The sequence below is a fragment of the Streptomyces sp. NPDC101160 genome, from assembly GCF_044768205.1.
Lineage (GTDB): Bacteria > Actinomycetota > Actinomycetes > Streptomycetales > Streptomycetaceae > Streptomyces.
Genome location: NZ_JBIWPJ010000001.1, coordinates 830895 through 854416 on the forward strand (window position 1 = coordinate 830895; position 23522 = coordinate 854416).

The 23522-nt window shown below is 74.3% G+C and carries 21 protein-coding genes and 1 tRNA gene; 10 read left to right on the forward strand and 12 right to left on the reverse strand.

The window, feature by feature from the left end:
• The first annotated feature begins 276 nt into the window (after positions 1–276).
• The 3 genes from ACIRSU_RS03680 to ACIRSU_RS03690 are packed head-to-tail and all read left to right on the forward strand — an operon-like array spanning position 277 to position 2835.
• On the forward strand, positions 277–1248 hold the full coding sequence (locus ACIRSU_RS03680) for an NUDIX domain-containing protein (protein WP_403788818.1): 972 nt from the start codon (positions 277–279) through the stop codon (positions 1246–1248).
• Positions 1245–2027, forward strand: a complete 783-nt coding sequence (locus ACIRSU_RS03685) for an NUDIX domain-containing protein (protein ID WP_403788820.1) — start codon at positions 1245–1247, stop codon at positions 2025–2027. The genes ACIRSU_RS03680 and ACIRSU_RS03685 overlap by 4 nt, the downstream gene beginning before the upstream one ends.
• 4 nt (positions 2028–2031) lie before the next feature.
• On the forward strand, positions 2032–2835 hold the full coding sequence (locus tag ACIRSU_RS03690) for an NAD-dependent epimerase/dehydratase family protein (protein ID WP_403788822.1): 804 nt from the start codon (positions 2032–2034) through the stop codon (positions 2833–2835).
• A 22-nt stretch (positions 2836–2857) separates the two neighbouring features.
• Here ACIRSU_RS03690 and ACIRSU_RS03695 read toward each other — a convergent pair whose 3' ends face one another.
• The 4 genes from ACIRSU_RS03695 to ACIRSU_RS03710 form a co-directional block, all read right to left on the reverse strand.
• Complete coding sequence (locus ACIRSU_RS03695; protein ID WP_403788824.1) at positions 2858–3109, reverse strand: EF-hand domain-containing protein; 252 nt, start codon at positions 3107–3109, stop codon at positions 2858–2860.
• Positions 3110–3265: 156 nt separating this feature from the next.
• Positions 3266–3350: transfer RNA gene (locus tag ACIRSU_RS03700), tRNA-Leu, on the reverse strand.
• Between the two features lie 297 nt (positions 3351–3647).
• Entirely contained in the window at positions 3648–4469 is an 822-nt protein-coding gene (locus ACIRSU_RS03705; protein ID WP_403788826.1) for an arylamine N-acetyltransferase, read from the reverse strand.
• A 90-nt stretch (positions 4470–4559) separates the two neighbouring features.
• A complete protein-coding gene (locus ACIRSU_RS03710) occupies positions 4560–4952 on the reverse strand; it encodes a nuclear transport factor 2 family protein (protein WP_403788828.1) in 393 nt (130 codons plus the stop codon).
• A 182-nt stretch (positions 4953–5134) separates the two neighbouring features.
• Between ACIRSU_RS03710 and ACIRSU_RS03715 the strand changes: the two genes are divergently transcribed.
• Both ACIRSU_RS03715 and ACIRSU_RS03720 read left to right on the forward strand, forming a co-directional pair.
• Positions 5135–5866, forward strand: a complete 732-nt coding sequence (locus ACIRSU_RS03715; RefSeq protein ID WP_403788830.1) for a hypothetical protein — start codon at positions 5135–5137, stop codon at positions 5864–5866.
• A gap of 177 nt (positions 5867–6043) precedes the next feature.
• The gene (locus ACIRSU_RS03720) at positions 6044–6418 is read left to right on the forward strand and encodes a BlaI/MecI/CopY family transcriptional regulator (RefSeq protein WP_403788832.1); all 375 of its coding nucleotides are present in this window, start codon (positions 6044–6046) and stop codon (positions 6416–6418) included.
• Positions 6419–6516: 98 nt separating this feature from the next.
• Here ACIRSU_RS03720 and ACIRSU_RS03725 read toward each other — a convergent pair whose 3' ends face one another.
• Complete coding sequence (locus tag ACIRSU_RS03725) at positions 6517–7149, reverse strand: TetR/AcrR family transcriptional regulator (RefSeq protein ID WP_403788834.1); 633 nt, start codon at positions 7147–7149, stop codon at positions 6517–6519.
• A 158-nt stretch (positions 7150–7307) separates the two neighbouring features.
• Here ACIRSU_RS03725 and ACIRSU_RS03730 point away from each other — a divergent pair, with 158 nt between their 5' ends.
• Complete coding sequence (locus ACIRSU_RS03730) at positions 7308–8810, forward strand: purine-cytosine permease family protein (protein ID WP_403788836.1); 1503 nt, start codon at positions 7308–7310, stop codon at positions 8808–8810.
• Between the two features lie 37 nt (positions 8811–8847).
• Positions 8848–9951 carry a C45 family autoproteolytic acyltransferase/hydolase gene (locus ACIRSU_RS03735; RefSeq protein WP_403788838.1) on the forward strand — a complete coding sequence of 368 codons (1104 nt, stop codon included), beginning with the start codon at positions 8848–8850 and terminating at the stop codon, positions 9949–9951.
• 20 nt (positions 9952–9971) lie between these two features.
• Here the strand turns inward: ACIRSU_RS03735 and ACIRSU_RS03740 are convergent, their stop codons facing one another.
• Positions 9972–12491: an MDR family MFS transporter gene (locus ACIRSU_RS03740; RefSeq protein WP_403788840.1), complete on the reverse strand. Its 2520-nt coding sequence runs from the start codon at positions 12489–12491 to the stop codon at positions 9972–9974.
• Positions 12492–12743: 252 nt separating this feature from the next.
• Between ACIRSU_RS03740 and ACIRSU_RS03745 the strand changes: the two genes are divergently transcribed.
• Both ACIRSU_RS03745 and ACIRSU_RS03750 read left to right on the forward strand, forming a co-directional pair.
• The gene (locus ACIRSU_RS03745) at positions 12744–13691 is read left to right on the forward strand and encodes a serine/threonine dehydratase (protein WP_403789385.1); all 948 of its coding nucleotides are present in this window, start codon (positions 12744–12746) and stop codon (positions 13689–13691) included.
• A 105-nt stretch (positions 13692–13796) separates the two neighbouring features.
• On the forward strand, positions 13797–15029 hold the full coding sequence (locus ACIRSU_RS03750) for an AI-2E family transporter (RefSeq protein WP_403789386.1): 1233 nt from the start codon (positions 13797–13799) through the stop codon (positions 15027–15029).
• Here the strand turns inward: ACIRSU_RS03750 and ACIRSU_RS03755 are convergent.
• Entirely contained in the window at positions 14989–15876 is an 888-nt protein-coding gene (locus ACIRSU_RS03755) for an EamA family transporter (protein WP_403788842.1), read from the reverse strand. The genes ACIRSU_RS03750 and ACIRSU_RS03755 overlap by 41 nt on opposite strands.
• 70 nt (positions 15877–15946) lie before the next feature.
• Between ACIRSU_RS03755 and ACIRSU_RS03760 the strand changes: the two genes are divergently transcribed.
• Positions 15947–16801, forward strand: a complete 855-nt coding sequence (locus tag ACIRSU_RS03760; protein ID WP_403788844.1) for a LysR family transcriptional regulator — start codon at positions 15947–15949, stop codon at positions 16799–16801.
• A 208-nt stretch (positions 16802–17009) separates the two neighbouring features.
• Here ACIRSU_RS03760 and ACIRSU_RS03765 read toward each other — a convergent pair whose 3' ends face one another.
• The 5 genes from ACIRSU_RS03765 to lnt all read right to left on the reverse strand — a co-directional run bounded on the left by ACIRSU_RS03765 (position 17010) and on the right by lnt (position 23486).
• Complete coding sequence (locus ACIRSU_RS03765) at positions 17010–18224, reverse strand: CaiB/BaiF CoA transferase family protein (RefSeq protein ID WP_403788846.1); 1215 nt, start codon at positions 18222–18224, stop codon at positions 17010–17012.
• Positions 18225–18305: 81 nt separating this feature from the next.
• Entirely contained in the window at positions 18306–20195 is a 1890-nt protein-coding gene (locus ACIRSU_RS03770) for a helix-turn-helix domain-containing protein (RefSeq protein ID WP_403788848.1), read from the reverse strand.
• Positions 20196–20334: 139 nt separating this feature from the next.
• On the reverse strand, positions 20335–21204 hold the full coding sequence (locus ACIRSU_RS03775; protein ID WP_403788850.1) for a 3-hydroxybutyrate dehydrogenase: 870 nt from the start codon (positions 21202–21204) through the stop codon (positions 20335–20337).
• Between the two features lie 55 nt (positions 21205–21259).
• Positions 21260–21742 carry an NUDIX hydrolase gene (locus ACIRSU_RS03780; RefSeq protein ID WP_403788852.1) on the reverse strand — a complete coding sequence of 161 codons (483 nt, stop codon included), beginning with the start codon at positions 21740–21742 and terminating at the stop codon, positions 21260–21262.
• Positions 21743–21845: 103 nt separating this feature from the next.
• Complete coding sequence (lnt, locus tag ACIRSU_RS03785) at positions 21846–23486, reverse strand: apolipoprotein N-acyltransferase (protein ID WP_403788854.1); 1641 nt, start codon at positions 23484–23486, stop codon at positions 21846–21848.
• Between the last annotated feature and the right edge of the window lie 36 nt (positions 23487–23522).

Here is a 23522-nt window from a genome sequence, read left to right on the forward strand (position 1 = left end):
GCCCTACCCCCCAGGTAGCTGCACCGGTGCAGGAACATGCGGCCCCCACAAGTCGCCACATAGCGGAGTGATGTCACTCCATAGCGGACACCACGCGTGGAGGACCGGGGCGGACCCCGGACACCGCGCGCGGAGGACGGGCACAGCGGAGCGGGCGGCGGTCCGGCCCGGCGCCGCTCGATCGGGTGGCGAAGGCCGCCGAAGCGGGGCCGTGCGGGGTGCTCGTGGGTCACGATGGCGACGAACGCGGCCCGTCGTCGGCGATCGGAGAGTTCCGTGACCACCACCAGCGCGACATCTGACGAGGAGTACGGCGCCGCGCGCGCCGCCGCGGCACTGTGGACCGGGACTTCGGTGCTCGTCACCGACGTGCGCGGGCGGGTCCTGGTGCAGCACGTCGACTACCGGCCGACCTGTCTGCTGCCCGGCGGTGCCGTGGATCCGGGCGAGGCGCCCTCGCGTGCCGCGGCCCGTGAGTTGTGGGAGGAGCTCGGCGTCACAGCGGTCGTCGACCGGGCCCTGGCCGTGGACTGGGTGTCGCGGGAGGCGTTGGGCGCTCCGGAGGCGCTGCGGTTCCCGGGCGAGATCCTGTACGTGTACGACGGCGGCACCTGGGACGAGGCCCGGATCGGCGCCGTACGGCTGCCGGAGAGCGAGATCGAGAGCATCGAGTTCGTGGAGCCGGCCCGGCTCCCCGAGCTGATGGCATCCGGGGACGCGCGCCGCGCGCTGTCCGCGCTCCGGGCCCGGATCAACGCGGGCGGCCCGGCCGTCCTGGAGGACGGCCGCCCCCTCTCCCCCACCGTGCTCGACCGCCTCGCCGTACTGTCGACTCCGCGCACCGCGGGACCGGTCCCGGAAGCCGGGACGGTGGGCCGGTCCCCTGTCTGGGCCTTCGCGCCGGACGGCCGCGTCCTCGTCCGGCTCGACCCGGCCACGGGCGCGGCCGCCTTGCCGGAGACCGCCGTGGAGTCGGAAGGCCCGCCGGAAGGCCCGTACGAGCGGGCGCTGCGCGCGGTGCGCTTCACCGGCTCCGAGCCCGTCGACAAGGACACCGCGCAGCTCCTCGCCACCAAGGACACCGCGCTGATCCTCGCCACCCCCGAGCAGGCCCTGTCCCTGTTCGACCACGCCCCCGCGGCGGGCGCCCGGCTGCTCGCGGCCGTCCACGACGCCCGCGAACGCCTCGGCATCCCCAGGGCCGCCCCGCAGCCCGTCACCGAACTCCCCTCGCCGAGCGCGCTGTGACGACCGGCCCTGCCGTCGAGTTCCTCGACACGGACGGCCTCACCTTCGTCGAGCACGCCCCGCCCGTGCTCACGCCCCGGGAGCGGAGCGAGGTGGACCGGCTCTGGGCGGAGACGACGGCGCGCAACCCCGCCGCGTTCGACGGGCGGGTGGTGGCGAGTCTCGGCGTGGAACGGCGCGGGGCGGAGCCGGTGGTGGTGCGGTGGGCGGCGGTGTCGTACCGGATGCGGGGGCTGCGGGCGCTGCGGGCGGCCGAGCGGGTGCCCGGCTCGGTGTTCGTGACCGTGCTGCTGCCGTCGGAGGACGGGCTCGTGGTCGGGCGCGGATCCACGGCGACAGCGGCGCCGGGGCGGTGGACGTTGCCGGGCGGGGCAGTCGAACCACCGGCGGCCGGGGAGGCCTTGGACATCACGGCGCTGCGGCGCCATGCGGCGCGGGAGCTGGTGGAGGAGACCGGGGTGGAGGTGCCGGACTCACGGCTGGAGCTGTGGGGCCTGACCCGTGGGCGGCGCTTCGGGAGCCTCGGATTCCATTTCCTCGCGCCACCGCTCCCGGGCGCACTCGTCCGCCGCCGCCACGCGGCCCTTGCGCGCGCGCAGGAGCATGCGCCGGGTGGTGGCGAAGTGGAGCTGGACGCGCTCGCGTTCGTACGGTCGACGGCCGCGGCCGAGCGGCTCGGTCCGGGCGCGGACTATCTGCCGCAGGTCCTCGACCGGTACCTCTTGATCACCGGACGGTCAGCGACGAGGATGCACGGGTTGTCGACGAACGGGGGGTGACGTCGTGGGACTCGGGACGATCGCGGTCACGGGGGCGGCGGGGCGGATCGGGACCGTGGTGCGGGAGGCGCTGCGGGCGGAGGCGGAACGCCTGGTGCTGCTCGATCGGGTGGCGCTACGGGCGGAGGCCCCGAACGAGGAGGCACGGACGGTCGATCTGCGGGACGGCGCGGCGGTGACGGCGGCGCTCGCCGGGGTCGACGCCGTCGTGCACCTCGGCGGTGTGCCGGACGAGGCACCGCTGCCGGACCTCCTCGAGGCGAACGTCCTCGGCACCCACCACGTCCTGGAGGCCGCCCGCCGGCACGGCATCGGCCGGGTGGTGCTCGCGAGCAGCAACCGGGTCACCGGCTTCTACCCGACCGGGCACACGACCGGGCCGCGGGACCCGGTGCGGCCGGACGGGCTCTACGGGGTGAGCAAGGCGGCCCTGGAAGCGCTCGGGCAGTTGTACGCCGACAAGTTCGGGCTGTCGGTGATCTGTCTGCGCATCGGCAGCTTCGAGCCCGCGCCGGACGAGGCACGCCATCTGGCGACCTGGCTGAGCCCGCGCGACGCCGTCGGTTTCGTACGCGCCGCGCTGACCGCCCCGCCGAGCACCCGGTTCGCCACGGCGTACGCCGTGTCCGCGAACACGCGCCGCTTCTGGGAGCTGCCCGACCCGGCGGTCCTCGACTACGTCCCCCTGGACGACGCCGAACACCACGCGGCCGCCGTCCCGGACGCGGGCCTCCCGGCCGACCCGGCCGCGCCGCAGGCCGGCCCGTACGCGCTGCCCGAGTTCACGCTCCGGCACATCCGGGAGTGAGGCCGGGCCGGCGCCCGGCCGGTCACCAGCCGAAGCGGCGGTCGACGACCGCGGCGAACTCCTCGTACGTCAGCACCTTGTCCCCGTTCGCGTCGGCCTCGTCGAAGAGCGCCGAGGAGTCGTCGGCGTCGCCCACTCCCCACGCGGGGATCATGCCCCGGGCGACGAGGGTGGGGCCCTTCTCACGGAGGGCACGGATGACCTCGACCCGGGTCAGCGTGCCGTCCCGCTCCAGGTCGAGGGCGTCGAAGAGGGCGCGAGCCTGCTCGCTCATGGCTGGTCCTGTTCCTCGCTGGGTGCTGTGGTGCTCGGTCGGGTTGCGGTGGGAAGGACGCGGGAGCCGCCGGGCTGGTTGACCGGACCGGGGCCCGAAACGCGAAGTGGTGGACGGGTTCGATACCCGACCACCACTTCGTCGACAAAGCTGTCGTGTCCGAGGGGGGACTTGAACCCCCACGCCCGATAAAGGGCACTAGCACCTCAAGCTAGCGCGTCTGCCATTCCGCCACCCGGACCAGGTGTGCGCCACTCGCGGGGTTCTTGACCCCGCGGCGACAAGAAATAATCTACCAGGGGTTTCGCCTGCTCTTCACCCGGGTATCAGGCGCCGCACGATCCACCCGGCGACGGCCCGGCACCCACCTGCTCGACCGGGTGCCGGGCTGTCCGGACCTGCCGGCCGCGCACGGGGTGGCGTGCGTGCGCGTCGAGTCGTCGGACCCCGGGCGGATCGTCTACGAGGACGAGGCGCAGGTCGTCGCCGTGCCCCGGGAGCCGTACCGGCCCACGCGCTGACGGCGGCGCCGCCGGCGTCACTCCGGCAGGCTCGTGTCGTCCGGCAGGCTGATGCCGAAGGCGTCGCGGAGGACCCGCAGCACCTCGTCGGTGTCGGCGAGCTCGCGCGTCTCCTGGGCGCCGTCGGGGGCCGTCTCGGTGAGGCGGCGGCCGGTGAGGGAGAGGTGGGTGCCGTCGGCGAGGGCGCGCTGGGCGTAGACGGCGCGGGCGAAGGGGGAGCGCGGGTTGGTGGCGATGTGCCAGTTGATGACCTCGTAGTCGCAGGCCTCGAAGGGTTCGACCGTGAAGGAGTACTGGTCCTCCCAGGTGTCGTCCTGCGGCACGTACGTCTGGAGCTTCCACAGATCCAGCGGACCGTCGTGCGGCTCCTGGGCGAGGCGGTGGTGGCGCGGCAGGTCGCGCAGTTCCGCGCCGGCGATCAGCGGGATCGGTTCGAGGAGGGCGCCGATGCTGCCGAAGCCGACGTCCGTCACGAACGGTACGGGCTCGTCGGGAACCTGAGTGAGCATCAGCATGTGCGTGCGGGGCCGGATCTCGCCCGGCTTCGCGCCGACGAGGACGCGCGCGGTGAGCAGCGTGACCCGGAAGCCGAGCGCGGTGAGCGCGGCGGCGAGCAGGGTGTTCTGCTCGTAGCAGTAGCCACCGCGCCCGCCGTGGACGAGCTTGGCCTCCAGGTCCGACAGGGCGAGCGAGGGCGCGCTGCCGAGGACGGGGTCGAGGTTCTCGAAGGGAATGCCCAGCATGTGCGCGCGGTGGACGGCACGCAGCGTGTCGACGGTCGGGGGGTGCCCTCCGGGGAGCCCGATGCGGGTGAGGTAGGCATGGAGGTCGATGATCATGACTCCACCCTACGGAGCCGACCACCGTTCGCGCCGGGGATCGCCCATGCCCCGCCCCGCGCCCCCCACCTCACGCGCCCCGCCCCCCGCCTACGCCTCCGCCGCCTCCTTCGCGATCTGCTCGAACTGCGCCCCCATCGCCTCCGCGAGCGCCTGCGCCGCCGACAACGGGCGGACCATCACCGTGAAGTCGTCGATCTTCCCCTCCTCGTCGAAGTGGAGGAGGTCGCAGCCCTGGACGGTGCGTCCGCCGACGGTGGCGGTGAAGACGAGGGCGTGATCGCGTCCGCCGGCGTCCGCGATCTCGCGTACGTACGTGAAGTCCTCGAAGACCCGCATCACACCGCGCAGGATCGCCGCGGTGACGGCCTTTCCGGCGTACGGCCGGAAGGCGACGGGGCTGGTGAAGACGACGTTCTCGGCGAGCTGTGCCTCGATGGCGGCGGCATCGCGGTTCTCTACCGCCGTGCGAAAGGGGTGCATGCTCCTGCTCCGTCCCAGGTGCGAGTATGAACTACATACTCAATAAATTGAATAGGTGCGCACGAGACTAGAGAGGGACGTCGAACCTGTCCAGGGACCGTCCGACCGTGTGCCCCGTCACATTGACCTCCCGCCGCCACGTAGGCTCACGACGGCGCGGCCCATGCGACGAGGAGGACCCCATGAACGCCACCGAGGAAGCCGAGCAGCGTCTGGACGCCGTCGACGTCCTCAACGCGAAGCGGACGCTGGTCCAACTGCTGGCCCGGGCAGGAGTCTGGTCCGGCGACGCGGAGCAACTCATCGGTCTGGTCGAGGCCGGCGCACTCGCGCTCGCCCACGACGAACTCGACGCCCTCGCCGGGCGCGCGCCCGAGGGCAAGGGCGAGCCCTACGCCACCGGCTGGGCCGACGGCGCCGCCGCGGCCACCGCGGAACTCGCCGCGCTCGCCGAGCGGACCCTGCGCGCGACCGTCGGGCACGAGCCGTCCGCGGCCACCCCCGGCCCCCGGTCACCCGTGTCGCGGATGGAGGTCGAGCGGGCGAAGGTCGCGGTGCTCCCGCTCCACCTCTCCTTCACCGCCGAGTCCGACCTCGACCCCGAGGTCTCCGAGCAGGTCCTGACCGCCGTCCTCGGCACGATGACCGCCCGGCGCCGGGCCGGCTACGCGGGCCGGCTCACCGAGTTCGCCTCGACCCACCGCGCCCATGTGGAGCAGATGTACGCGGAGTTCGGCCCGGGCAGCCCGATCGCGATCCACGGCCGCTACACCCTGCTCCACTCCCCCACCAGCATCGCGGTCCTGGAACGTCTGGTCACGAACGAGGAGCCGCTGCGCGAGGAGTGGGACGCGGCCGAACTCCCGCCGGCCTGGCTGGACGGCCTGCTGACCGCCTGGGAGTCCACGGCCTGACCCGGCCCGGGCCGCAGCCGCCCCGGCTCTCGCCCGACCCGACCCGACCCGGCTCGGCCCGGCCAGGGCCGCCGCCGCCAACTGCGCCCACCCCCGGCCGCCCCGGCTGCCCCCGTGAACCGCGCGTCTACTATGACCCCCACGACAAGTCGGTGGAGCGGAGAGGGAGTCGGGCCCATGCGGCGGCTGGGGGATCTCGAAGCGGAGATCATGGACCGCTTCTGGCGGTGGAACCGCCCGGCCACGGTGCGCGAGATCGTCGACGACATCAACCGGCACCGGGACGTCGCGTACACCACCGTGACGACCGTGACCACGATCCTCTTCCACAAGGACTACCTCACCCGGGCCCGCGACGGCCGGGTCTGGGTGTACCGGGCCGCGGCCACCCGCGAGGCGTACGCGGCGGCCCTGATGGAGGACGGCCTGGACGCCAGCGAGGACCGGCCGGCCACGCTCGTCCGCTTCGTGGAGAACCTCGACGAGGGTGAACTCGCCGCGCTCCGCGAGGCGTTGCGCAGGATCGGCGGCCGGGCTCCGGCAGCGGAGTGACGGGGTGAACGCGGCCGCCGCCGCCCCCGCGCACGCGCCCGGCATCTCGACCGCCCCGGTGCCGGGCCTCTGACCGCGCCCCCGAGGAGCCCCGGGGTTCAGCGCTCGTCGCGCAGGCTCCCGTACGCCAGTCCCAGCTCCCGCTCGGCGATCCGTGGCACGAGGGTGTCGAGGACGGGGTGGGGTGCGGCCTCGTCCGCGTTCGCGTACGAGTCGAGGCCGTCGATCGTCACCAGGATGACCACGCACGCCGCGAGCGGGTCCTCGGTGACGAAGTCGCCGGTGCGGACGCCGTCCTCGATGAGCGCGGTCAGGACGCCGCGCATCTCCGCCTCCTGTTCGGCGACGACCGCGCGCAGGGTGGGGCGGTAGCGGGCCAGGTGGCGGGCGTTGAGCCAGAGGCGGCCGAGATTGGCGAAGCCGTCGTCGCCGATGCGGTCCAGGAAGCGGGCCAGGCGCCGGAGCGGGGGGAGCTCGCGCTCGGCGTCCGGGAGCAGGGCGGCGCGCTCGCGGCTGACGGCGCGGGCGAACGCCTCGCACAGCAGGCCGTCGACGGCCGGGAAGTAGTGGCTGATCAGACCGGGCCGGACGCCGAGCTCGCCGGCCACCTGCTGCATGGTGACCCGTTCCAGGCCGTGCTCCAGGGCGAGCCGGGCCGCCGTGTCCAGGATCTCGGCCCGCCGCTCGGCGGGGGCTTTGCGGATTCGGGTGCCGCGAGGGGTTGACGTCACACCGCACAGACTATTGGATGGCGCACCAACAAGCTATTGGTTTCTCAACCAATAACGCCCGGCGAACCCGGCACCGCTCGACGCACCAGGCGACACACCCCCCGGCCCCGGCGGTGGCACGGACGCCCCGTTCTCCGTCTCAGCGAAGGACCCCCTCCATGGCACCCAGCTCCCCCTCCCCGGACGTGTCCGGGTCCCCGGACACGTCCGGCCACCCCGACGGAGTCGACCGCGCCGGTCAGGTCGAGACCCGGGGCATCGACTGCGTGCCCGACGCCGAACGGCACGGCACCGCCCGTGAGCTCTTCGGGATCTGGGCCGCCCCGAACGTCAGCTACCTCAGCTTCGTGGTCGGCGCGACCCTCGTCCTCATCGGCCTGTCCCTCGGCGAGGCGCTCGCCGTGATCGTCGCGGGCAATCTGTTCTGGCTGCTCACCGGCTTCATCGCGGTCAGCGGCCCGGCCTCCGGCACCACCGGCTCGGTGGTCTCCCGGGCGATCTACGGGGTCGTCGGCAACAAGGTCGTCGTCGCCCTCACCGGCTGGCTGATCTCCGCGCTCTACCTGGCGCTCAACTGGTCCGCCGCCTCCGTCGCCGGCATCGGCCTCACCGGACGGCTCGGCCTGCCCGGGTCCGCGGCCCTCGACGCGTTCGTCATCTGTCTGATCGCCGGTGCGACCGTCCTCGTCGCGATCTACGGGCACGCCACGATCGTGCGCCTGTACTCGGCCCTCACCGTCCTGCTGACGCTGGTCTTCGTCGTCGTCTCCGCGCTCGTGGTCACGCACGCCGACTGGTCGTACGCCCCGCAGGAGCCGCTCACCGGCCTCGGCCACCTCGTCGCGCTGACGTCGGGCTTCACCCTCGTGGCCTCGGCGCCGCTCTCGTACGCGAACAGCCCCGACCTCGCCCGCTATCTGCCGCGCGAGACCAGCGGCACCGCGATCACACTGTGGACGGCGGCCGGTGCCTTCCTGCCGAGCGTCGCCTTCACCACCGTCGGCACGCTCGCCGCCACCAGCCTCGACATGAGCGACCCGCAGGGCGCCCTGGAGAGCCTCATGCCGGGCTGGTTCGCACCCGTCTTCGTCATCGGCGTCGTCCTCAACACCATCGCCAACAACGGCATGACCGCCTACAGCGCGGGCCTGTCCATGCAGTCGATCGGCGTCCGGCTGCCCCGCGTGGCCGCCGTGCTCGTCGTCGGCGCCATCGGCACCGCCATGACCCTCTTCGCGATCCTGGTCTTCGACTTCCTGACGGCCGTCAACGCGATGATGGAACTCGTCGTGATCATCACCGGGCCCTGCATGGCCGTGTACGCGACCGACATCCTGCTGCGCCGCAACCGCTACGACGGCGAGGCGCTGCACGACCAGCGCCGCACCGGCCCGTACTGGTACCGCGGCGGCGTCAACTGGGCCGGCGTCCTGGCCACCCTCCTCGGGGCCGGCGCGGCGACCCTCTGCGCCGGCTCCACCTTCTGGGCGGGCCCGCTCTCGGCCCGCATGGACGGCCTCAACCTCGCCATCCCGGTCGGCGTCCTCGGCTCGGCCGTCCTGTACTGGACGCTCTCCCGGGCCCTCGGCACCCTGACGGCCTCCACCACGACCGCCACGACCGCCACAACTGCCGCGACCGCCACGACCGCCCGCGACTGACGGCGGCTTCCCCCGTACATACCCCTGGAGCACATTCGTGACCTCGCCCCAGCCCTTCCCCTTTCCCCGGCCCGAGCGGCGGACGCACGTGGCCGTCGCCGACCCCGATCCGCGCCGGCGCGGCCGGGAGCGCGGCCGGCTGCTGGCCGCCGCGGCGCTGAACGGCGCGCTCGAGACGTACGACCGGCTGTTCGCCCTGGGCCGGATCAGGCCCGGCACGGTCCGGGACGACGCCCACCGGGCGCTCGACGCGATCGGCGCCTTCCGCCCCGCGCTGCGCGAGCAGATCGAGGGCATCGCGGAGGGGGCCGGGGTCGAGCCGTGGCGGATCGCCGCGCTCAACGCCCGTACCGAGATCCTGGCCCGGTCGGCCGCCGTGCCGCCCGGCGAGTGCTCCACCGTCGTCCGCCAGGCCGGCGGGTCCCCCGTCGGCGTGCAGACCTGGGACTGGCACGTCGAACTCGGCCCGTACTGGCACACCCTGGAGTCCACGGGCGGGCGGCACCGCTACGTGGGCCTCACGGAGCACGGCATCCTCGCCAAGATCGGCGTCAACAGCGCCGGTCTCGCCCTCCACTTCAACATCCTGGGCCACCGCGACGACCGCGTCGGCGGCATCCCCGTCCACGTCCTCGCCGCGCTGGTCCTGGAGGAGGCGGACGGCGTCGAGCACGCCCGGGAACTGCTCGCCTCCGCCCCGATCACGTCCTCGGGTTCCTTCATGCTGTTCGACGCGGCGGGCGCCGTGCTCCTCGACCTCAGCCCGGTGGGCGTCTTCGAGGCGCCGCGCATCGCCGAGGGCGTCCACCTGCGCACCAACCACTTCCTCACCGAGGTCCCGGCCGCCGGCGAGAAGACCTGGCTCTACCAGCCGGACTCCGGCGAGCGCTTCGCCTTCCTGCGCGAGCGGCTCACGAAGGACGAGGCAGACGCGGTGACCGGGGACGAGCTGCTGCGGCAGCTGGTCACCGGCCCCGGCGAGCCGCCCGTCACCTGCGTCCCCGACCCGTCGGCCCCGCTGGGGAGCCGCTGGGCGAGCCTCGCGACGATCGTCCTGGACCCGGCCGCCCGGGAGGCGCGGATCCTGGACGGGACGCCGGCGGAGCACGGGTCGCGGCCCTGGACGACGCTGCGGGTGTGACGGGGGCGGCGGGCGGCGCGTCAGTGCCGGCCCGGTCCCGTGGCGCCCTCCCCCGATCCCGTACGGGCGCGCACCGTCAGGCCGCCCACCAGCGCGGCGAGGAGCGTCGCGCCCGTCGCCCACCACAGGCTCGTGTTGTTGGCGGCGAGCACCATGTCGGGGTAACCGCCGTCGCCCCGCGCCTCGGCGAGCCGGGCCGTGACGGCGGCGTTGAGCACGGCGACGCCGATCGCCTCGCCGAGCTGCGCGGCTGAGATGGCGGCGGCGGCCGCGCCACCGGTCTGCGGCCGGGCGATGCCCTCGGTGAGAACGGAGTAGAGCGGCATGAAGGCGAGGCCGGTGCCGGAACCGACCAGGAGCAGGGCGGGCAGGAGCTGGCCGGCGTACTGGTCGGGCGTCTGGAAGAACACCAGGAACGCGATCCCGAGGGCCGTCGTCGCCGCGCCCGTCGCGATCAGGATGCCGGAGGCGGCGGGCTGCCCGAGCCGGGGGGCGACCGCCGTGGCCGCGACGACCTGGGCCACGACGGCGGGCAGCACGAAGAGCCCGGCCATCATCGGGGAGTAGCCGTAGGCGGCCTGGAGCCGGAAGAGCAGTGCCGAGTACATGATCACCGTCCCGACGCCGAGCAGCATCAGGGCGAGGAGCGACCCGGCGCGGCGGGGATCCGTCACCATTCGCGGTGTCATCAGCGGGTTCGCCGACCTCGTCTGCCACCACAGGAAGAGCACGAGGAGCGCGAGGCCGACCACGCCGAGGACCACGGCGAGGATGTCGGTCCAGCCCTCCGTACCGATCCGGTCGAGCGCGTAGACGAGGGCGACGAGGCCCAGGGAGCCGAGCAGCAGGCCGGGCAGGTCGAGGCGGGCGCCACCGCCGGGCGCGGGGCGCTCCGCCGCGAGGTTGAGCACCAGGACGAGGGCGACGACCGCGAGCGGAACGCCGATGTACTCGGCCATGCGCCAGGAAGCCAGCTCCAGCAGTGTCCCGCCGACGGACGACCCGACGAGCGTCCCGGCGCCGACGACGGCCGCGTACACACCGAAGGCCGCACGGCGCCCCCGCGAGTCGGGGAAGGCGGCGGCGACCAGGGACAGCGCGGCCGGGGTCAGCAGCGCGGCGGAGACGCCCTGGAGGCCGCGCGCCGCGATCAGCATGCCCTCGCTCACGGCCGAGCCGCCGAGCCCGGAGGCCACCATGAAGCCGCCGAGGCCGACGACCAGGGTCGTCTTCCGCCCGATGAGGTCGGCGAGATGCCCGCCGAGCAGCAACAGGGCGGCGAGGGCGAGGACGTAGACCCGGAACAGCAGCGTCAAGCCGTCGGTGCCGAGGCCGAGGTCCGCCTGGATCGTGGGCATCGCCATGGTGAGCTGTGCCGCTTCGAAGGGCACGAGGAAGGTCACCAGGCAGGCCACCGCGAGCGCGAGCCATCTGCGGGGGTACGCGGGTTCGGCGTCCTGGGGCTGCCAGGCGGCCGCGCCGAACCCGGGCGCGCCGTACCCGGGGGCCGTCGGGGCGTAGGGGGCCGCGCCTCCGTATCCGGGCGCGGTCGGCGCGTACGCGGGCAGCGGCGGTACGGGCGCCGGCTGCTGCGCGAGCGCGACGCGGGGGTCGGGCTGTGCCGGGACACCGGGCGGCGCCGCCGGGGCGAAGTCGAGCAACTGGGCGGCGTGGCGGCCGAGTTGCGCGAGGACGGAGCCCGGCAGCCATTCCGCCGGCAGGTCCCCGGCCGTGCGCTCGGCCACCTCGCGGGGCGTGGGCCGGGCGGCCGGGTCCTTCGCCAGGCAGGCCCGTACGAGGTCGACCAGCGAGTCCGGCACGCCGGTGAGGTCCGCCTCCTCCTCCGCGACGCGGAACAGGTGGGCGTTGAGCCCGGTGTCGGTGGCGCCGAAGAGATGGCGCCCGGTCGCCGCGTAGACGAGGACCGCGCCGAGGCAGAACACGTCGCTGGCCGGGGTGAGTTCGAGGCCGCGGACCTGTTCCGGCGACATGAAGCCGGGCGAGCCGATCAGCATGCCGGTGCGGGTGTGCAGGCTGTCCCCGGCGAGGCTGTCCATCGCGCGGGCGATGCCGAAGTCGATGACGCGGGGGCCGTCGACGGTGACGAGGACGTTCGACGGCTTGAGGTCGCGGTGGATCAGACCGGCCGCGTGGACGGCGCCGAGGGCGAGGGCGAGCCGGTTGGCCAGGGCGCGTACGGAGGGTTCGGGCAGCGGCCCGAAGTCCTCGGCCACGACGGTGTGCAGGTCGGGGCCCGGGATGTACTGGGTCGCGACCCAGGGCACGGCGGCCTCGGGATCGGCGTCGAGCACCGCCGCGGTCCAGGCGCCGCCCACGAGCCGGGCGGCGGCCACTTCGCGGGCGAAACGTCTGCGGAATTCCGGGTTCCCCGCGTACTCGGCCTGGACGACCTTCACGGCCACGGTGCGTCCGGCCTCGGAACGCCCCAGATAGACCAGGCCCATGCCGCCTGCGCCCAGGCGGGCGATGAGGCGGTAGGGGCCTATGCGGGTGGGGTCTTCGGCGGTCAACTGGTCCACAGGAGAGGAAGATAGTGCAACTTCCCTCGTCAGGTGGTGTGATCGAACGAACCGTGTGTGCGACCGCAACCATCGTCCGGGCCCCACCGGGGTGGTTCCTGAAGCCGGCGCGATGTCATGATCGGCGCCCAGACCGTCCGTCCCCCAGGCCTCGTCCCTCCCGGGAGGAACACCGTGCAGACCGACCCCTGGACCGACCCCTCGAACGAGCTCCCGGCCGAGCCCTCGATCGAGACCCCGGCCGAGCCCCGTGTGAGGTACGACGAGGTGAAGCGCGCCGCCGAGCGCATCGCCGGTCTCGTCCGCCCCGTCGCCGTCGTGCCCGCGGCGGAACGAAGCAGCGGGCCCGAGGTGTTCCTGGCCCTGGAGTTCCTCCAGCACACCGGCTCCTTCAAGGCACGCGGCGCGCGGAACTTCCTGCGCGCCCACGCCGAGTCCGGCACCCTGCCGGAGGCCGGGGTGACCATCGCCTCCGGCGGCAACGCGGGACTCGCGTGCGCCTGGGCGGCGCGGGAACAGGGTGTGCGGGCGACCGTCTTCCTGCCACAGACCGCGCCCCAGGTGAAGGTCGACCGGCTGCGCGGTTACGGGGCGGACGTACGGCTCGTCGGCGCGGAGTACGCGGAGGCGCTGGCCGCCTGCGAGGCGTTCGCGGCCGGGAGCGGGGCGCTCGCCTCGCACGCGTACGACCATCCGCTCGTCGCCGCCGGGGCCGGCACCCTGCTGGAGGAGATCCGCCGGGCGGTCCCCGGTCTCGACACGGTCGTCGTGTCGGTGGGCGGCGGCGGTCTGTTCGCGGGCGTCGCGGCGGCCGCCCGGCGGCACGGCGTCCGTACGGTCGCGGTCGAGCCGGAGAACTGCCGGGCGCTCCACGCCGCGCTCGCCGCCGGCGGACCCGTGGACGTCACCGTCGACTCGGTCGCCGCCGACTCCCTCGGCGCCCGCCGCGCCTCCGCGGCGGCCGTCCACGCGGCCCGCCAGGACGGCGTCCACTCGGTCCTGGTCCCGGACGCCGAGATCGTCCGCGCCCGCCGCGCCCTCTGGGACTCCCACCGCCTCGCCGTCGAACACGCCGCCGCCACCGCCTACGCGGCCCTCGCCTCGCCCGCCCCGGCCTACCGCCCCGCCCCGGGCGAAAAGGTCTGCGTGGTCCTGTGCGGCGCGAACACGGACCCTTCGGACCTGGCGCCCGGCCGCTGATCCGACGGACGCGCCCCAGCCGGACGCCGGTGCGGCGCGACCCGGTCGGGCGAATGTCGGGGCGTTGGCGTGGGGCGGGCGGGTCTCGGTGGTACGTCGATGGCCATGCAGCCAGGCATTCCTCCCGCGGTCGCCCCGTTCCTCCGTACGGCCGCCGCGTACGCGTGGCGCCTGCTCGTCGTCGGTGTGTTCGTCTACGCGCTGTTCGCGGTGCTCGGGCGGTTCCACGAGATCGGGGTGGCGGTCTTCCTGGGACTGGTGGTCACCGCCCTGCTCCGGCCGGTCGCCGATGTCGTCGCGAAGGGGGTGCCGCGCGGGCTCGCGGTGGCGCTGACGCTGCTCGGCAGCATCGCGCTCGTGCTCGGGGTTCTGGCTCTCGTGGGCGCGGCGGTGGCGGGTGAGAGCACGACGCTGGTGCGGGAGTTCCGGACGGGTGTGGACCGGATCGAGCACTGGTTGCAGCAGCCGCCGTTCCGGCTGAATCCGAAGACGCTGTCCGATGTGCAGTCGCGGATCGGCGAGTTCCTGTCGTCGCACCGTTCGGCGCTGGTGAGCCGGGCGTTGAGCGGGGCGAGCCGGCTGGTCGAGGTGCTGGCCACGCTGGTGCTCGCGCTGTTCTCCTCGGTGTTCTTCATGCATTCGGGTGACCGGCACTGGGTGTGGTTCCGGGATCAGTTGCCGGACTCCGTGCAGGACCGTACGGATCTGGGGGCGCGGGCGGCGTGGCGGACGTTCACCGGGTACACCCACGGGATCGTGCTTGTGGCGGCCACGAACGCGATCCTGGTCGGGCTCGCGCTGTGGGTGCTCGGGGTGCCGCTCGCCGTGCCGCTGGCGCTGCTCGAGTTCGCGGCGGCGTTCGTCCCGTTGTTCGGTTCGCCGATCGCGCTTGCCATCGCGGCCGTCGTGGCGCTGGCGTCGAAGGGCCCACTGGTGGCGGGGATCGTGATCGCCCTGATCGTGGTGATCGGCCAGATCGAGGGGCATCTGCTGCATCCGCTGGTGATGAGCTGGGCGGTGCGGCTGCATCCGCTGGTGGTCGCGATCTCGGTCGTCGCGGGGACGATCGCGGCCGGCGTCGTGGGTGCGGTGGTGGCGGTGCCCATCGTGTCGGTGGTGTGGTCGGTCTACACGACGCTGCGCGCGGCCCGCGCCGGAGACCGGGCCGCGGCTGCGGCGGCGGAGGGCAGCCGGCCGGAGGGGCCGGGGCAGGAGGGCCCGGCGACGGAGGGCCCGGCGGGCGGTCCTCCGGAAGGCCCGGCGAAGGGCCGGCGGCGGCCCCGGCGGAGGGGTCGCCTCAGCGGGCTGAGGTGGCGATGCTCACGACGTTGGCGGTGACGACCGCTCCTACGGCCGCCGCGTCGGCCCAGCCGAGGTGCTGGCCGAGGCCGATCCAGCCGACCAGCGCGGCGAGCACCGGATTGACGCTCATGAAGAGGCCGAACGCCGCCGGGGGCACATGCCGCAGCGTGAACAGGTCCACGAGGTACGGGACGGCCGAGGCGAGCACGCCTGCGGCGACGGCGTAGCCCAGCGAGGCGGCGGTCGGCGGGTGGCGCAGGGCGACGACGAGGCCGACGGGCAGGAACATCACGGCGGAGATCCCGGCCGCGGCGGCGCTGCCCTGGGCGCCGGGGACGCGGCGGCCGACGGTGCGGTTGAGCAGGATGTACGCGGCCCAGCAGCAGGCGCCGAGGAGGCCCGCGCCCATACCGAGGTAGTCGGTGGTGGGCTGCGGGCGCATGAGGACGACGACTCCGGCCGTGGCGAGCACCGCGCAGCAGGCGTCGACCCGGCGGCGGGTGGCGGCCAGGGCGATGGTGAGCGGGCCGAGGAACTCCAGGGTCACGGCGAGACCGAGACCGACCCGGTCGATGGCCGTGTACAGGGAGAGGTTCATGGTCCCGAACACGACGGCGAGGCCGAGCACGGGCTGCCACTGGTGCCGGGTGAACTCCCGCAGCCTGGGGCGGCCGATGGTGAACAGGACGACCGCGGCGACGTACTGGCGGACCGCCACGACCCCGACGGGGCCGAGCACGGGGAAGGCGAGGGAACCGGTCGCGGCCCCGATCTGGGTGGACAGGCCGCTGCCGAGCATGGCGGCCACACCGGCGGGGGAGGTGCGGTGCGGGGGCTCGGCGTCGACGGCGGGCCCGGCGGCGGCGGTGGGGGCTGTGGGCATGTCCAGGATCGTCCTCTCGGGTTGCCCTTGCACAAAATGCATGTGTGGCGTCGATCTATACGCTTGACGTATGGATGTGGAACTGCGCCAGCTGCGCTGTCTCGTCGCGATCGTCGACGAGGGCACCTTCACGGACGCGGCCCTGGCGCTCGGCGTGTCCCAGGCAGCCGTCTCCCGGACCCTGGCCGCGCTCGAACGGGCCCTGGGCGTGCGGTTGTTGCGCCGCACCTCCCGTTCGGTGACGCCGACGGCGACGGGCGTACGGGTGGTGGCGCACGCCCGCCGGGTCCTGGCCGAGGCCGACGAGCTGGTCCGGGAGGCCAGGTCCGGCGAGCCGGCCCTGCGGATCGGCTATGCCTGGTCGGCGCTCGGCCGGCACACTCCCGCGTTCCAGCGGCAGTGGGCCGCCGCGCACCCCGGCACGGAGCTGCAGCTGATCCGGGTGAACACGCCGAGCGCCGGACTCGCCGAGGGCTCCTGCGACCTGGCCGTACTGCGCAGACCCGTCGAGGACCGACGCTTCGACTCGGCGATCGTGGGCCTGGAGCGGCGGCTGTGCGTGATGGCCGCCGACGATCCGCTGGCCCGGCGCCGCTCGGTGCGGCTCGCCGATCTCAGCGGCCACACGCTGCTCATCGACCGGCGCACCGGCACCACCACCCCGGAACTGTGGCCGCCCGACGCCCGGCCGGCGACGGAGGACACCTACGACGTGGACGACTGGCTCACCGCGATCTCCACGGGCCGCCGCATCGGCATGAGCGCGGAGGCGACGGCCAGCCAGTACCGCCGGCCCGGTGTCGTCTACCGCCCGGTGCGCGACGCCGAGCCGGTCGCGGTGCGCCTGGCCTGGTGGCGGGACGACCCGCACCCGGCCACGCAGGCGGTGATCGAACTGCTCACCGGCCTCTACCGCACGGCCTGACGGCCGTGACGCCGGACCGTGTCCTGCCCCGGACCGACCCGGACACCGAGCCGTAGCTGAACCGACCCGACACGGAACCGTTCCCGGACCGGCTCGGACACGGGCCGTTCCCGGACCCGGCCCAGGGCCCAGGGCCCGTACCCGGACACGCCCCGGGCCCCGCCGCGGGCTCGTACCCGGACCCGCAACCGGCCCCCGGCGGACCGGGTCAGACGGCTCCGGCGGCCCGCAGGGCGTCGATCTCGGCGGGCGTGCGGCCCAGCTCGGCCAGGATGCTCTCGGTCTGCTCGCCGACGGCGGGCACGGCGTCCATGCGCGGGGCGGTGCCGGACAGATCGGCCGGCGGCAGCAGGGCGGGCACCCGGGCGCCGCCGGGTATCCGGACGTCGTGCCAGCGCTCGCGGGCCTCGAGCACGGGGTGCGCCAGGAACTCCGCCATGTCGTTCACGCCCGCGTTCGCGATGCCCGCCTCGTCGAGGAGCTTGCCGGCCGCGACGCTGTCGATCCGCGTGAAACGCTCGGCGACCAGCGCGTCGAGCTCGTCGCGGTGGGCGACCCGGTCGGAGCCGGTGGCGAACCGCGGGTCGTCGGCCAGCTCGGGCCGGTCCAGGAACCGCTCGCACAGGGCGACCCACTCGCGCTCGTTCTGGATGGAGAACAGCACCTCCTTGCCGTCGGCGGCGGTGAACGCGCCGTACGGCGCGATCGTGGCGTGCCGGGTGCCGATGCGCGGCGGCTGGGTGCCGCCGTACCGCGTGTAGTAGGCGGGCTGGTGCATCCACTCGGCCAGCGCCTCGAAGAGGGACACCTCGACGGCGCGGGCGACTCCGGTGGTGGCGCGGGTGAACAGGGCGGTGAGGATGCCGCTGTAGAGGTACATCCCGCCGGCGATGTCCGCGACCGACACTCCGGCGCGGGCCGTGCCGTGCTCGTTGCCGGTCAGCGACACCAGGCCGGTCTGGCACTGCACGAGCAGGTCGTACGCCTTGCGCTCGGACCACGGCCCGCTGGTGCCGTAACCGGAGAGACCGGCCGCGATCAGCGAGGGGAACCGCTCGGCCAGGGCCTCCGGCCCGAGGCCGAGGCGCGCTGCCGCGCCGGGGGCGAGGTTCTGCACGAACACGTCCGCGCGGCCGAGCAGTTCCTCCAGGACCGCGCGGCCGCCGTCCGTCTTCAGGTCGAGGGTGATCGACTCCTTCGACCGGTTGAGCCACACGAAGTAGCTGGACTCGCCGTGCACGGTGGTGTCGTAGCGGCGGGCGAAGTCTCCGCCGCCGGGCCGCTCCACCTTGATGACGCGGGCGCCGAGGTCGGCGAGCTGGCGGGTGGCGAAGGGCGCGGCCACGGCCTGTTCGAGACTGACGACGGTGATGCCGGCCAGCGGCAGCGGATCGGGTGCGGGTGGTGGGGTCGGTGGGGTCATGGTGGGGGCGGCCTTCCGTGGGCGGTGCGGGGCGGTACGGGCTCCGGGAGCCGGGGCTGCGGCGCCGGCCGGGCGGCCGGTTCAGCGTATGACGGCGTCCGAGAGGGCGTGCAGGCGGAGGGCCAGCTGTATCTCCAGGGCGCGGGCCGGGGACTGCCAGTCCGGGCCGAGCAGCCGGCCGATCCGGTCGATGCGCTGGGCCACGGTGTTCACGTGGACGTGCAGGTCGTCCTTGGTGCGGGCCGGGCTCATCCCGCTCGCGAAATACGCGTCCATGGTGCGCACCAGCTCCGTGCCCCGGCGCCGGTCGTAGGCGACGACCTGACCGATGGTGCGGTCGACGAAGCCCTCGATGTCCCGGGCGTCGGCGAGCAGCAGGCCCAGGAACCCCAGGTCCTCCGCGGCCGCGCCCTCGCCCTGACGGTGCAGCAGCCGCAGCGCGTCCAGGCAGCGGCGGGCCTCCGCGTAGGCCGGTGCGACTCGCTCGGGGTGGGCGAGGGGCGCGGTGACGGGGGCGGAGGCCCCGACGGTGACGGGCTCTCGGAGGGCGCCGCCCAGGTGTTTCGCGGTCTGCCTGGCCAGGTCGGCGGCGCGCTCCCCGGGGCCGAGCGGCAGCAGCAGGACCGTGCCGCCGTCGCGGGCCGAGGCCAGGCCGTGGCGGGTGGCGGCCAGATGCGAGGCGGCCGAGCGCAGCCGCTGCCGGTCGGCGCTCTCCCGGCTTCCGGCGTCCGCCTCCGTCCCGGCGCCGGCCCGGTCGATACGGGCGGCGAGCACCACGTGCGGGGCGGCGGTGTCGGTGCGCAGCCGGGCGGCGCGCTCGCGCAGCAGGCGCGGGTCGCGGTCGGGTGCGTCGAGCAGGTCGTCGAGCAGCTCGCCACGGACCCGCTGTTCGGCCTCTCCGGCGGAGCGGCGGGCGAGCAGCAGCAGGGAGGTGACGAGGGCGGCCCGCTCCAGGGTGCGCAGGTCGACGGGGTCGAGGTCGGGACGCTCGCGCAGCACGAGGGCGCCGAAGGTCTCGCCGCCGGCGGAGACGGCGGCCACCCAGTCGTCGCCGTGGCGGGTGGCGTGACCGGCGGAGATCCTGGCGGGCCCGGGCCGCTCCTCCACGAATTCGACGGCGCTGCCGAGGACTTCCGAGACGGCGGCGGTCACGTCGTCCACGCCGCCGCCGCGCAGCACCAGTTCGGTGAGCCGGTCGTGGACCTCGGAGGCACGCTCGATCACCCCGCTGTGCTCGCGGATGATGCCGTTGGCCCGCTCCAGCTCGGCGAGGGCGGAGCGGGTCTCGGCGAGCAGGTTGGCGGTGTCGATGGCGACGGCGGCGTGCGCGGCGAAGGAGCCGAGCAGCGCGACCTGTTCCCGCTCGAAGACGCGGGCGCGCCGGTCGGCGGCGAAGAGGACGCCGATGACCTGGCTGCCGAGGGTGAGCGGCACGCCGAGGATGGCGACGAGGCCCTCGTCGCCGACGGCGCTGTCGATGGCCTCGGTGTGCTGGAAGCGCTCGTCCTGGAAGTAGTCCTCGGTGACGTACGGCCGGGAGGTCTGGGCGACGAGTCCGCCGAGCCCCTCCCCCATGCCGAGCCTGACCTGCTGGAACCGGGCCGAGACCGAGCCCTCGGTGACCCGCATGTAGGTGTCGCCGCGGGCCGGGTCGTTGAGGCTCAGGTAGGCCACCTCGGTGCCGAGCAGGGAGCGGGCGCGCTGCACGATGGCGCGCAGCACGTCGTCGAGGTCGCGCAGCCCCGCGAGGTCGTGCGCGGTCTCGAAGAGCGCGGACAGCTCGGCCTCGCGCCGCCGCCGGCCCTCGAGCTCGGCCCGGACCCGCAGCGCGAGCTGCTTGGCCTGCTCCAGCTCGGCCAGCTCCGCGGGCCCCGCGCCGCCCGCACGGGCGAGCAGCACGGGGCGGTCGTACGCCTCGGTCGCGGCGCCGCGGGCGAGGAGCTCCAGGTAGACGGCCTGTTCGTGGGTCATGGTCACAGGGATACCTGTCGTACGGGGGGTCGCACCAGCCCTGTGGACAACCGCCTGTGGACAACGGGGAGGTGCGCCCGTGGGGCTCGTGGGTTCTCGGTTCGGCGGCTTCGCGGGGGCTCGCGGGGCCTCGTGGGCGTCAGTGGGCCGTCCAGCCGCCGTCGAGGGTGAGCGAGGTACCCGTTACGAAGGAGGTGTGCGGGCCGCAGAGGTAGAGCACGGCCTCGGCGACCTCGTCGGGCTCGATCAGCCGCTTGAGCGCCGAGTCCTTGAGCAGTACGTCCGTCAGGACCCGGTCGGCGGGGATGCCGTGGGCGGCGGCCTGGTCGGCGATCTGCCGTTCGACGAGGGGCGTGCGCACATAACCGGGGTTGACGCAGTTGGAGGTGACGCCGTGCGGGGCGCCTTCGAGTGCCGCGGTCTTCGACAGGCCCTCCAGTCCGTGCTTGGCGGCCACGTACGCGGACTTGTACGCGGAGGCGCGCAGTCCGTGGACGGAGGAGATGTTCACGATCCGGCCCCAGCCCTGCGCGTACATCCCGGGCAGCGCGCCGCGGATGAGCCGGAAGGGGGCCTCCAGCATCACGGTGAGGATGGTGTGGAAGACGTCCGGCGGGAAGTCCTCGATGGGGCGGACGAGCTGGAGCCCGGCGTTGTTCACGAGGATGTCGGTGCCGGCGGCGAGTGCCTCGGCGGCGTCGAGGTCGGTGAGGTCGAGCGGCCGCGGCTCGACCCGGCCGGGCAGTGCGTGGGCTGCCTCGGTCAGCGCGTCGAGCCCGTCGGCGGCCCGGTCGACGGCTCTGACGACGGCCCCGGCGGCGGCCAGCCGCAGCGCGCAGGCGCGGCCGATGCCGCCGGCCGCGCCGGTGACAAGCGCGGTGCGCCCGGAGAGGTCGGGGGCGCCGGTCTCGGGCGCGGTGAGGGCGGCGGGCCGGGCCGCGGCGGCCGAGTCCGGGGCGGGTCCGGCGGCCGGGTCCGGGGCGGGTCCTGTGGTGATGGGGGCGCTCATGCTCCGCACCTTAGGGAGCCGCACACCCCCGACCGATGTGTGCCGGGCACACAGTTCAGCCCAGGGCCGTGGTGTCGAACCATGTGGGTTCGTCCTTGAGGGCCTTCTCGATCCGGAAGTGGGAGAAACGCTTCATCTCGGGGAGCGCGTCCAGTTCGAACCAGCCGACCTCGGTCGACTCCTCGTCGTTGACCCGGGCCTCGCCCCCGACCGCCCGGCAGCGGAAGGAGACGTCCATGAACTGGCACTGGTCGCCGTTGGGGTAGACGACGGGCTTGCGCAGGGTCTGGACGAGCACGATCCGCTCCACCTCGCAGCGCACGCCGGTCTCCTCGTACACCTCGCGGACGGCGCAGGCGGCGGGCTGCTCCCCCGGCTCGACGATGCCGCCGACGATGGCCCACATCCCGGTGTCGGCGCGGCGCCCGAGCAGTACGCGTCCGCGGTCGTCGAAGACGACGGCGGACACGCCCGGCAGGAAGAGCAGCTGGTGGCCGGCGGAGGCGCGGAGGTCGCGGATGAAGTCAGGGGTGCCCATGACTCGACCCTAGATCATCTCCGCGAGACCCCGTCGGCCCCGGTCCGGCGGGATGCACACCTCGGTCGTGCCCCGGTCCGGTCAGGCCCGGTCCGGCTCCCGATCAGGGCGTGCGAGCCCTGCGGGCGCGCACCGAGCGCGCCGCCGACCAGCCGAGGCCGCCCGCCGCGACCAGGAGGAGCAGCATCTCGGGCAGGATGCCCATCCGGGTCGCCGGGGTCAGCGAGGACCGCAGGGGCACCTTCTCGACCAGCACGTCCGGGGTGAACAGCTTGGTCTGCGCGACGATCGTCCCGTCGGGCCGGATGACCGCGCTGACGCCGCTGGTGACCGGCACGACCACGCTGCGGCTGTGCTCGACGGCGCGCACCCGGGACATGGCGAGCTGCTGGTAGGTCATCTCGCTGCGGCCGAAGGTGGCGTTGTTGCTGGGCACGGTGATCAGCTGGGCGCCGTGCGTGACGGTGTCCCGGACGGCCCAGTCGAAGGCCGCCTCGTAACAGGTGGCGAGGCCCACGTTCGTACCGGCGAGGTCGAAGACGCCGACCTTGTGCCCCGGGCCGAAGTCACGGCGGACCCGGTCGACGTCGCTGCTGAAGAGGCGGACGAAGGACCGCATCGGGATGTACTCGCCGAAGGGCTGCACGTGGCGCTTGTCGTACTCGGCGACCGGGCCCTTCTTCGGGTCCCACTGGATGAGGGTGTTGCGCAGCTTGCCGGTCGGCGGGGCGATCACGGCGCCGATCACGGTGGGCGCGTTGATGTCGGCCACGGCCTGGCTGATGACGTCGAACGCGTCGGGGTTGGCGTACGGGTCGATGTCGGAGGAGTTCTCCGGCCACAGCACGAAGTCGGGCTGCGGCTCGCGGCCCGCCTTCACGTCGGCGGCGAGCTCCTTGGTGCGGTTGGCGTGGTTGTCGAGGACCGCGCGGCGCTGGGAGTTGAAGTCGAGACCGAGGCGGGGCACGTTGCCCTGCACGGCGGCGACGGTGGCGGTGCCGTCCTCGGCCGCGTCCGAGACCAGCGGCAGCGCGGCGAGCGCGCCGGTGACCGGTACGAGGACGGCGAGGGCGGCGGCGAGCAGCGGGCCGCGCGGCGTACGGGGCCGGGTCCCGGCCTGCGCGGCGTCGGTCCCGGCGGCGGCGCGCCGGGCCAGGACCTGGCGGAGCACCTCGTACAGGCCGAAGCCGCACAGGGCGACGGCGAAACCGAGCACCGGGGTGCCGCCGACGGCCGCGAGCGGCAGGAAGACGCCGTCCGCCTGGCCGAAGGCGATCTTGCCCCAGGGGAAGCCGCCGAACGGCACGCGCGCGCGTGCCGCCTCGCCGGCGATCCAGACGGCGGCGGCGAACACCGGCCAGGCGGGCAGCCGGGAGACGGCGGCGATGCCGAGGCCCACGACGCCGATGAACAGTGCCGACACGGCGGCGAGCGCCAGCCACGGCAGCGGCCCGACCTCCTCGCCGGTCCACACGAGCAGCGGCAGCAGGAACCCGAGGCCGGCCAGATAGCCGAGACCGAATCCGGCCCGCAGCCGGCGGCCGCGCAGCGTCCAGCCGAGCAGCCCGAAGGCCGGCAGGGCCAGCCACCACAGGGGCCGGGGCGGGAAGCTCAGGAACAGCAGCAGTCCGGACAGCACGGCCGCGCCCGGGCGCAGCAGCCGGCGCGGACCACGGCCCCGCGCGCGAGCAGTGGCGGGAACGGGGGACTCGGGCACGTCGGCAGGTGCGATGGTGGTGCTCACGTGCCGGAGTCTACGGCGCGCGGCGCATCCGACAGG